This window comes from Catonella sp., from assembly GCF_052169795.1.
Taxonomy (GTDB): Bacteria; Bacillota; Clostridia; order Lachnospirales; family Lachnospiraceae; genus Catonella.
In genome coordinates this window covers 36,649-47,801 of record NZ_JBQNBU010000011.1, presented here as the reverse complement: position 1 = coordinate 47,801, position 11,153 = coordinate 36,649, and the positions used below count along the sequence as shown (strand labels likewise).

General features: G+C 31.8%; 9 protein-coding genes and 1 pseudogene. All 10 read right to left on the bottom strand.

Going from position 1 to position 11,153, the window contains the following annotated elements:
* Positions 1–278: 278 nt before the first annotated feature.
* Positions 279–435 (bottom strand): annotated as a pseudogene (locus ACTTKP_RS03065) (transposase); the annotation flags it as partial.
* Between the two features lie 48 nt (positions 436–483).
* Complete coding sequence (locus ACTTKP_RS03060) at positions 484–2,229, bottom strand: AAA domain-containing protein (RefSeq protein WP_442552436.1); 1,746 nt, start codon at positions 2,227–2,229, stop codon at positions 484–486.
* Positions 2,230–2,317: 88 nt separating this feature from the next.
* Positions 2,318–3,382: an NB-ARC domain-containing protein gene (locus ACTTKP_RS03055; RefSeq protein ID WP_442552435.1), complete on the bottom strand. Its 1,065-nt coding sequence runs from the start codon at positions 3,380–3,382 to the stop codon at positions 2,318–2,320.
* 96 nt (positions 3,383–3,478) lie between these two features.
* Positions 3,479–3,727, bottom strand: coding sequence for a hypothetical protein (locus tag ACTTKP_RS03050; protein ID WP_442552434.1), 249 nt, complete (start codon positions 3,725–3,727; stop codon positions 3,479–3,481).
* A gap of 609 nt (positions 3,728–4,336) precedes the next feature.
* Positions 4,337–5,554: a hypothetical protein gene (locus ACTTKP_RS03045; protein ID WP_442552433.1), complete on the bottom strand. Its 1,218-nt coding sequence runs from the start codon at positions 5,552–5,554 to the stop codon at positions 4,337–4,339.
* 56 nt (positions 5,555–5,610) lie between these two features.
* Positions 5,611–7,143 carry a hypothetical protein gene (locus tag ACTTKP_RS03040; protein ID WP_442552432.1) on the bottom strand — a complete coding sequence of 511 codons (1,533 nt, stop codon included), beginning with the start codon at positions 7,141–7,143 and terminating at the stop codon, positions 5,611–5,613.
* A gap of 5 nt (positions 7,144–7,148) precedes the next feature.
* Positions 7,149–8,651 (bottom strand): AAA family ATPase, encoded by a 1,503-nt coding sequence (locus ACTTKP_RS03035; RefSeq protein WP_442552431.1) that lies wholly within the window; start codon positions 8,649–8,651, stop codon positions 7,149–7,151.
* A 29-nt stretch (positions 8,652–8,680) separates the two neighbouring features.
* Positions 8,681–9,235, bottom strand: a complete 555-nt coding sequence (locus ACTTKP_RS03030) for a hypothetical protein (protein ID WP_442552430.1) — start codon at positions 9,233–9,235, stop codon at positions 8,681–8,683.
* Between the two features lie 32 nt (positions 9,236–9,267).
* Positions 9,268–10,086: a hypothetical protein gene (locus ACTTKP_RS03025; RefSeq protein ID WP_442552429.1), complete on the bottom strand. Its 819-nt coding sequence runs from the start codon at positions 10,084–10,086 to the stop codon at positions 9,268–9,270.
* Entirely contained in the window at positions 10,086–11,048 is a 963-nt protein-coding gene (locus ACTTKP_RS03020; RefSeq protein WP_442552428.1) for a helix-turn-helix transcriptional regulator, read from the bottom strand. The genes ACTTKP_RS03025 and ACTTKP_RS03020 overlap by 1 nt, the downstream gene beginning before the upstream one ends.
* Positions 11,049–11,153: the final 105 nt, after the last annotated feature.

Below are 11,153 nucleotides of genomic sequence, written 5' to 3'. Positions count from 1 at the left end.
TCATTAAACATAAGTAACCCACTTTCTTTGATAATAAACAATTATCCTTTATTAAACAACTCTTATTCTATCACAATTTAGTAATTTAGAAAATAGTCAAAAAAATTATTTAGTTCAAATTATTCATGTAACAATTTTTATAATGAAAATCCACACCATGAATTTTAAAAAAATGATCCTTGTAGCTAAAACCAATCATTTTTACTGAAAAAAGGGTATAGTATCCCCTATATCAGATTTTTGAAGGTTATCAAACTGTCAATGTTCGTTAATAACTGCTATTCTAACTGCACACACAGCTTATTTATATTTATAAAGCGTATCATAGAACTCATCTTCATAAGAACAGCTGCTATACAGTTTGAATGTTATATATCTCGCTGAATGAATTACCTTTGCAGCAATCTTCAGTAGCTTTAAGCGGACAGTATCTATGTGTTAACAGTCCTACCTGACCTTTCAACCATTTCTAGTCACTTTCATTTATATGCCATTAAACTTTTTAAGAATACTATATGTTTGGTTAATCACCTCACTATTTATACTCTTATACAGCTTACGAGCTCCTATAATATAGAATTCTTCTTTTGCCCTCGTGGCAGCCACATTCATAATATTTGGAGCATTCGAACCAAATGCCCAGCTTGCTGCACCTCGACTTTTTTCATCACATCCCAATACCAAAAAAACTATATCTGCCTCTTTACCTTGAAAAGTATGAACTGTTCCAACATTAGTAGGTTTTCCATCATTACTATATCTTGTAAACCCAATCTTGTTCAATTCTTGCGATAAACAAAATGCCACATTTCTAAACGGAGAAATTACATAAATAATATCCTTTTCAGATTTATTTATGATATTAGGATTACACTTTATTAACTCCAATATTTTCTCTTTAAGAAAATTTCCCTGTTCTTTAACATATTTATCAGATGCGCTGCCATCAACATCATACCAGTAAGCTTTTCCGGGGATATCAGTACTCTGAACCATATTTCCACCATACGAGATGGCATTAGAGATATCGAACATTGGATTTTTACATCTTCTATGTACCCAAAGAGGTATTCCAATCCATTCATCTGCATTCTTATAGAATCCGAATTTGCTGATATCATCTACAAGTGTTTGAACTGATGCAGAATCAGATAAATATTTGTTTGACACCCCATAATACATTCCTATCATACTTAGTATTGATGAGTCCAACGAAAGCACTGGTTTAATCTGGGCAGGATCACCTACAACCATTACCTGTTTACTTCTAAAAATTGATCCAACAGCCGCTTGAGGAAGTGCTTGCCCTGCCTCATCCACAAATAAATAACCCAAAGAATCTTTTCCAAGATTAGTGCACATTCTTGAAAAACTTGCAAAAGTTGAGCCAATTACCGGTATCACCATATTTATCCAATTCCATGCTTGGGTTATTACTTGTTTATTCTCTGCATACTCCTTCTGCTTACTCCATATAATACATGCTGCTTTTATACTTCTTCGATTTTCATATAAAAATTGCTTTCTAACATTTAAAGCATCAATAAAAAGTTGTGACTGCAATATCCTGTATTCTTCATCAAACCATGGATTACTAAGTTGGAGTGAATCATATTCTGTATGCATGTTAAGTTCCTGTATCGGATTACTCTCCAATTCCAAAGAAAGTTCATTAATCTTATATGAAAGTTCTTGAAGCTCATTTACGCTTAATTTAATAATCTCTTCATTCTCTTTTTTCTTACACAACACCTTTTCTTCATTTTCTTTAAGCATTTCTGTAATACATTTCTTGTCTTCCTGTAAATTAGCACATTTTATGTTTAGATCTTTTTCCTTTGCCAATATTTCTAATAGTTTCTCAGAAAAACAGCACATTCGCTCTTTATATTCTTTTTTTGCTTTTAATCTAAACCAAGATGGTTTTTGTAGTTGTAATGCTTGGATAGCTTGATTGATATTATCCTTCTCTTTTGTATCTTTTTCAATATCATTAATACAGATATTCATCAGTTCTTCCATCTTGGATAATTCTTGTTTTATCTTAATATTGTCAACAGTATTCTTTTCAATAAAAATTTTTAATTCTTTTTCAAGTTTTTTCTTCTTTTCCTCGTGTTTTATACATTTATCTTCTATTTGTTTTTGTAGTTTCAAAAGTCTTGCATAGTTCTCTGCAATATTCTGTCTTTCAGATTTATACTTACATTGTTTTTGATATCTTTCCAAAAAACGAACATAAACATCGTTATTGGGTTCATACTCATCATTTAAATATTTAATTATATGTTTTAATGTTGTAATAATCCCATCTATATTATCTTTCTTGCCACCCTCTAGTGAAAATAATTCCCTTGTCTACTATTGAGTTTGGCAGCACACCAATATAAGCATTTTCGTAATATTTCAACTTATCACTTTTACTTACTTCCTTATTTGTTAATTTAGTCATCTCATATGCCTGTTCAACAACCAGTTCTGCAAATATATCTTTCAGTAATGTAGTCTTACCTGTTCCTGGTGGTCCGTTTACGCTTAGAATTTGTTCATTATTATTATCTATTGCCAAATTTACAGCAACTTGTTGCATCAAAGAAAGTGAATATTGGGGATTACTTGGAAAACGTGAAACTGGATAATTCTTAGGCTGTAAAACTTCTTTAAAAGCAGTTGGATTGAAATTCGGAGTATTTACTTTACTATTAAGATTTATTCTTTTCTTATTTTCACCTAAAAGATACAAATCTAAATTTCTTGTTTTAATACTCTTTGCTTTTTCTAAATCCTCTATGAAAAAAGAATGTAAATTAGTAGCATCTGTTTCTAAGTTGTTTAATACTTTCATTATACTTTTTTCAATCCGTATCGAGTATTTGTTTAAAAGCTTTACAAAAGCTTCGTTAAAAAATTCACTATATTCTTCGTCATCAGTGCACGCAAAAATACTGTTTATATATTCTTTGTTTCTATTTTCAAAATCCAAAAATTCTTTTTCTTTAGGAATATTGCCATTTTGTAAAATATAATAGCTAGCAGTGAAAAAAGTCATTTCTTCTTCAAGCTTTAGTTCTTTATCAAAATATAATGCAAATGAAAATTTATCTCCTACCGATACCTCTTCATATATCTCTGGAAGCTTGTATTTTTCTCTAAGTAATTTAATAACTTCTGAAAATGGAAAAATATTGAAATACAAAACAATTCCACCTTTTTGATATTTTTGTAATTTCTTGCGTTGTATTTCCAGATTAAGCAATGAATAATAGTTACAATCCTCTAAAATTTCAATTTTTTTCAAATACTTATCGCTAAGTTTTAAATCACCCTCAGATAAATGTTCAACCATAATCCAGGCTTCTAATATTCTTTCCTTTTTATCCATTATTTATTTCCTCACTATTTCACACCTATTAAGAAGTAATATTATTTGAAAATACAACACCGTTATTTCACCTAATATTTCGCCTGTATATTATACTTATAAATCATGCTTTTGTATTAATAACTGGTTAAAAATAGTGTTCTTATAATAGTATTCATTTCTATACTCACTGTTCATATACTGGTATATCTGACTAATCGCCTTACCAAATGTAAGTTCATCATCTTCTTTTACATATCTTGATATACACTTTAGGAAAGAATCAGGCACATTTCTTTTCTCAACTAAACTGTCAAAATACGGAACAGTAAAGACTTTCGTAATAAGAAATTTATTTTTCTCCATAAAATTGCCTCCTTCCCTTTTAAAATTTTATCATAATTTTTGTCAATTCTCAATCTAATTGTGTGAAAATAATATAAATAAAGTTAACTATGATTCATAGTTTTAAACTTTCAATTCTCTATCTCATCTCAACCACTGCCAGACAGATTTTGGACTTTAACCCTTTAGAAACGTACATCGCAAGGCACACTCACAAAAAGCCCTCCAGGGTTATCCCCCGGAGGGCTTCATTTTACTATATTTATAGCCAATCAGCTAATATTACAGGGCGATAGTAGCAACCTTACCTGAACGGGCTGTTCTACCACCCTTACGGTTCTACGGTAGGGGAAAAGGGTGGTAGGGTAGTTTTAGGTGGTTTTTGTGTATATATCGCTATTTTTTCAGCATTAATTTATTTTTTGAGAATTTTTAGAGCCAGAGGGTTATATGATGAAAACCATATACCCCCATAAAACTTTAGGACATAAAATAAATATTCTACTTATAGTTCACTCACTTTGTTAACTTTTGTCTTCAGCTTAATTCTACACAAAAAAAGGGCGTAGACTTAACTATACCCTACTCTATTAAAAATCAATTAATTCTGTGTATTCAGCAAACACATCTTTACTCTACCAAATATTTAGTATCATAAAACTGCTGATTCCATAAATAATCATCAAATTTTGAAAATAATGTATTTCCGTAAAATACATGTTTATCTTCATACAATATTTTAGCACACTCGTCCTTAACAATATCTAATAAATATTCAGGATAAAACTTATTTACATAACTTTTTTTATTATATTCATATGTTTGAATACATTCATCCATTTTTACTGGTTTTGTACAACTAATATATTTGTATAAATAACTATATTCTCCTGATTTCCCGTCATCAAGCATCGGAATTGCCAAATTTACTCCATGAGAATGTCTAGAACATCCATTAATACGCATTGATAAATAGGCAACTCCATCAATCCCAACTTTTTTCATGGTTCTGACAATACTTTGGCTTAATAAATATTCATATTTTTCTATATTACTATCTTTATCTTCTATAACAAATGAAGTCGCTAATATTAGAGGAAATATTTTAATTAAATCATTTTGCAGAGTTTTCCTATCTGAATTATCTAAATTTTTATCATATATACCATTAATTAGATCCTCTGAAATAACTAAATTTAATATTTTTAATTTTTTGCCCTCTGAATTAAATTTTAATGCTGACATATATATATCTTTCTCATTTTTTATTACATTATTATTATAGCCACATTCTTCTGCACATACATAAGAGGTTACCCCTAAGTAAAGGCAAATTTTATTTTTAGAACTAAATCGTGAATTACCTACTAATTCACATTTACTAAATGGTAAAGAAATAATTTCTTTTATATCACATAATTTTTCAGTTTTACCCACTAACCTTGCCCTAAAAAAGCTTATTTCTTCTTGTAACATATCGTTATAAAAATTTTCTCCTACACATTTAGAATGTAGATTATCATACGCAGCTACACCCTTAAATGCATAACATTTGTCTAATTCTGAAACAGCTAACTTGCTATTAAGATATCTCTTTAATATAATCTCAACCACCTCATCAAACTCATCTATATTATTTGGGGTAAACTTTTTCAGCGCATTAATTATTAAATTACAATCATGCTCAACTTCTTTGCGTAACCCTGCTTCATATTTAAATGCTGGTTTATTCATACTTTCTTTAAGCTGATTAAACATATTTTCTAATACGCTAATATAGTTTTCTTTATCTTTCACCACAATAGGTAGTTTCATCCCATTTATATTATTATCAAGATTATTAAACATGTTTACAATTCTCCCCTTTGTTTATGATAAGCATAACCATTCAAGATTTTTAATAGCTAAAATCCAAATATCTTTGCAACCCCTCTTGCAACTGCCTTAACCCCACTGCTCACAGCTCTTCCAGCCGACTTAATCCCATTCCAGGCTGCCTTAGCTACTGTTCTTGCAGCACTTGCAACTCTTTTTCCAGTATTATATACGGTTTCTCCAAGTTTTGAACCACCAAAATATCCTACCATTCCTCCTATAAACCCGGTTGCAATTCCAAGTGGAACTCCCACAACTGGTATCCAGCCTGTTAATGATGCTCCAAATGCAGCTCCTTTTGCCATTCCAATCAGACCTCCTACCATAGAGGTAGTCACTCTACCCATTTGGTCAAGCCCCTTTGTAACGGACATATCACCTGATGCTATTTTTGCTAATATTTTAACATTTTCAATTCCTACACAGGCAATATTAGCAATAACACCTGCTGGTGTTGCTTTAGGAATGAATGAAATTATTCCTTTTCTTATAGCAATTTGAAGTGTACCGGCAGTAACAGTTTTTATAGATGTATCAGCACCTGTTTTTATTGCCACTTCAACGAGTTCATCAGCATCAACCTTTTCTCCGTTAAATACTTTCGCAGCCCAATTTAATCCAGTTGTAATTGCCATTGACTGCAAAGCCATTGCTCCTGCATTTTTGCTTATATGCATTGTAAGTTCTTTTGTCTGGTAATGGCTGTAGTCCATTTCAGGCATTATACCATCATTTTGAGCTTTTTCCTGAAGGTTTTTCATTTCTTCTTTGGTAAATGACTTTCCCTTTACTCCCCAGGCTTCAATGTGGTCAGTTATAGATTTTGAAGAACCTTTATCTTTAAAATATGCCTTTACTTCATCTAACTGCTCAGAAGGCACAATAACTCTCTGGTTATTATAGTTGCCTCTTTCAAGCAACTCTATTGTAGCCTTTGCATCCTTTCCAAATTTTAACTGATAGTTCTGGTAATGCCCTGTATCATAATTTATTGCACGCACATCTACTGAATTGGCTGTATGTGACTCAAGCACTTCTACAGCTATATTCTTACCCTGCAAAGAAGCATTCAGTCCTGCGGTTTTGGCAATCATATTTTCAGCGATATTTCCGTCTAAATTCGGACTCATCATTATATGCCCATCTACATTTCTGGAAAGCGCAGCTGCTAATTCAACATTTTTAGCATATAAAATATCATCAATTTTCTGTAATTCCCTGCCAAAATCATTTACAGACATTCCGACTGAAGCTTCCTGCAATTTATCAGAGAGCCAAGTTTCTTTTGAAATGCCCTTTGTAGCAGCTTCATTGCAAGAAGACAGGTTTTTATCAAATGTTTTTATAGACCTGGCTATGTCTTTAGAATCCTTTTTAGCCTCTTCATTGGTTATTTCAGGCAGTTCTTTCTTAAAGAGTTCTGCAAGCCATTCTTCATCACTTGTCTTATCATCTTTTTCTTTATAAAGCTTAAGATATTTTTTGAACATATCCTTGACAGCTCTTGCTTCGGATTCTGTCAAGTATTCCTTATCTTTCTTATCCACTATTTCGTTCGGCATAAATCTTACCTCCTGGATGAGTTCTTGAACTTGCGTGTTTCATACTCTTTCTTCATCTTTTCAAGGGCATCTTTCATGATTTCTGATAATGAGTGTGTATTCTGGATAGCTTCTATAATGTCAGCAGTCTGTATAGATACCTTATCATCGGAAAATGCTGTTTCTATAGCATCTTTAACAACGCCTTCAATATCAGCTCCGCTAAAACCTTCAGTCTTATCAACTAATTTACTAATATCTATATTATTTAAGTCCATAGCCCTTCTTTTAGTAATATGAATCTTAAATATCTTTTCGCGTTCAGCCCTGCTAGGTAAACCGACATAGAATATCTCATCAAATCGGCCTTTTCTAAGCAGTTCAGGAGGAAGTTTGGTTATATCATTAGCTGTGGCAACTACAAAGGTAAGGCTTTCTTTTTCCTGCATCCAGGTAAGAAAATTACCAAATAACCTTGTGGTAACTTCTGCTCCTCCACCAGCACCGCCAATCCCTGCAAAGGCTTTTTCAAGCTCGTCAATCCAGAGAACACAAGGAGAAATTGCTTCTGCCAGTGCTATTGCTTTCCTAAGATTGCTTTCAGATTCTCCTACATATTTCCCCATTAACCTACCCATATCAAGTCTTAACAAAGGTACTTCAAATAAATTAGCTGCTGCTTTTGCATTTAAGGACTTTCCACATCCCGGTACTCCAGCTATGAGTACACCTTTTGGCATATCTACACCGTATTTCTTAGCTTTGTTTATATTTTTATAAACTTTAGCTTTTCTTTCAAACCACTCCTTGAGATTTTCAAGACCTCCGATATCATCAATGGTTTCCTTAAGCGGTATCATCTCTAAGATTCCGGCTTTTTTAATCATCTGCTGTTTCTGGTCAAAAATCAGCCTCAAATCCTTCCTTGTAAGTGCACCATCATCAGCATAAGACAATGCAAGGAGATTTGTTATTTCAAATTCAGTAAGTCCTTTGAAAGCAAGGGCAAATTCATCAATCAGCTTTTCATCTTTTTCCTGTATGCTTAAATTTTCCTGAATGAAATTCCTTATTATCTGCTTGATTTCATCAGTATTTAAGTATTCCATTTCAAGGATAGTAATATACTTTTCTAAATCTTTTGGGATTACCAGAATAGATGATACTATAATAACTGTAGCATCAACACCTTGATTTATCATCCTTGCAAGTCCTTTTATCTTTGACACTATTTTAGGCTCTTCAAGATAGGAAGTAATATCTTTAAGCACTATTATTTTTTCTTCAAGCAAATCCTTTGTTTTTAACTGGTCAAGCATAGAGGAAAGCGTGCAATCCTCCAGCATTGCTGCTTTATTTTCAAAATCTATGTAGCCATTTGTTTCGTTCCATTCATACACTTCCTTGCCTGAACTTATTTCAGATATGATATTGTCTACCTTGTCTTCTTCAAAGGTATTTATGTAAATGATAGGAAATCCTGCATCTATGTATCGTGCTAATTTTGATTTAAGAGTTTTGTTTTCCATAATCTACCTCTTTTTATATAGCTGTTATTCTAATGTATATTAAAAGCATATTTAACATTTTCTGAAATATCATAAGGATATTCAGTTAATTTAAAATATCCTTCTTCACTATAAATCCATTTTATAATAGAAACAATATCTTTAAACTCTTCTGTAGTTATTTCTAGCATTGCCACAAAATCACAAATTGTAGATAGATATTCATCTGCATTAAAATTGTCCACTGTAAGAATCATAAGTGACCAAAAAATAAATTTATACTTTTCACATTTATTACAATTTCTACAATCGTATATAAATGCTTTGGAAGCATCAATTTTAAAGTCATCGTCATAATCATGAAATTTACTCATATATTCACCGGCACTATATACATTAAGCCAATAACGAGCATCAATTCCCTTTCTATATTCAAAAAATAAACTTGACTTTTCAATAATTTTTCTAGCATATTCATTACACTTGTCATAATCAAATATTAGTTTTAAGGCAATATTCATACTTTCATGAGACTGACCACTTTTAATTTTTTTATCAACATCCTCAACCATTGTTTCAAATTTTAATAATTTTATTTCGTTCATAATTTTATCCCTCTTTCTATCTTTAATAATCTCTACAACTGTTCAATAAACTTCTCAGCCAAGCCTATTATTCCATTTTCCGTAGCTATATTTTGCAGGCTCTTTATATCAGCATCTATATCAAACTCTATCTCATTAATTTCCTTCTTTGCCATTTGATACAGTTCCTTTGCTTGCTCTTTATCTTCTGGTGAAAGCAAAAAATTTATATAACTTTTATCTGAGTAATCACCAATAATGGATTTCTTACTTGCTTTTTCTCTTTCCTTATTAGTGTTATCCACCACTTCCTGATACTTCTGGTCAAACACTACATTATCTACCGAAATGTTTTTCTTCACCCAGTTAACTTCCACCTTTGAATCAATTACAACCATCGGCTGATTTATTCCTATGTAGCTTACTCCTTCTTTTGCCAGTGGAATAGAAAATTTCTCTCCGCACAGGTATATAGTATCTGCATCTTCATCTAAAAAATCATATAATTCGTCCTGATTAAAGGCTATGCTATCTATAACCTCTTCAAATTGCTTATCATCAGTATACTTCTTTAACAGTAAAATCCGTTCAGTCCTTTCTTCTGCCTTCTTAAGTTCATCTTCAGCTTCTTCATTATAGGTTATATCAAATATTTCACATAGTTTTTTAGCCAAATCTTCAGCTTGCAAGTCTAATTGTCCTATTTTGTCTACAATATCTGTTTCAAATCTGTCCCTCAGCCAAACTTCCAGTTTACCGTCTTTTAGATAATTCAGCACTCTTGATATAGAAAAGTTCTCTCTAAGCTCTTCCGTGCTTCGAACTTCAACTCCGTTTTCCATCTCCAACGGAAATCTTATTTTCTTTGCCATCAGTTCATACCTCCGTATTTAATCATAATCTTTTTTGCTTCTTCTTTAATTTTCTCAATCGTACTCACAGGAGAAATTACTCTTATATTATCAGCAGACTGGCTCATAAGCCATTTTATAAATCCTCCCTCAAATGCTTTGATTTCAAGCGCAGCCTCCTCTCCATTCTGAGTTATTATCTTTACATCTCTAAACATATCAAATACATATGAAATAAAATCATTTCTGCACTGTATTTTAACTGTAATATAGTCCCCTCCATACATTGAAACAATTCCATCTGAATACTTATCCATATAATCTTTCACTCTCTTTTGCTCTTTTATGTTTTGCTCACTTAATATCTCGAATGAGTCAATCCTGTCTAATCTATAATATGCCGGATAAGTATCTGCTTCTTCCGCTCTGTAAGCAATCAAATAAAGATATCCCAAATAGTACTTTATTTCACAAGGTATGACCTTTCTCTTTACTTCCTCTCCATTATTCTTAAAATATTTTATCCTTATACATTTTTTAGTCCTTATAACACTTATCAAATCACCATGCATTTTCAATAAGGCTTTGCCATGTAGTGGTGTTTTGTATCTCTCTGAGATTGATTTTCTTTCACTTTCAAGACTTTTTGATTTCTCTGTATTATCTAACAGATGCTCCATCAAAACATCATATTCATCTTTTCTAAGCACTTCTGAATCTTTTAATATCTGTTCTATCAGCAAATATTCTGTGGCCTCAAGCTGTTTATTTCCAGCTCCTTCAATAAAATAATTATTGGAACTTCGGTCATATTTTAATTCATTAGCACTAAATATTTCGCTCAGATGTAACCTTACATCTTCTATATCTCTGTCAAAAGTTCTTGGAGAACAGTCATTTTCAAGACAGAAGATAGTTTTGCTAATTTTTTCGCCTTTAGTTAGCTTTGAGTACAATAATAAAAGCCTTGTTATCTTATCCATTACTGCCTCCTGTGGATTATTATAGTATTATAGCACAATACATCGTCGTATTGTGACGATGTATGTATTTCTTTTGGGTTAAGTAAACTTTAAATATTAAAATGC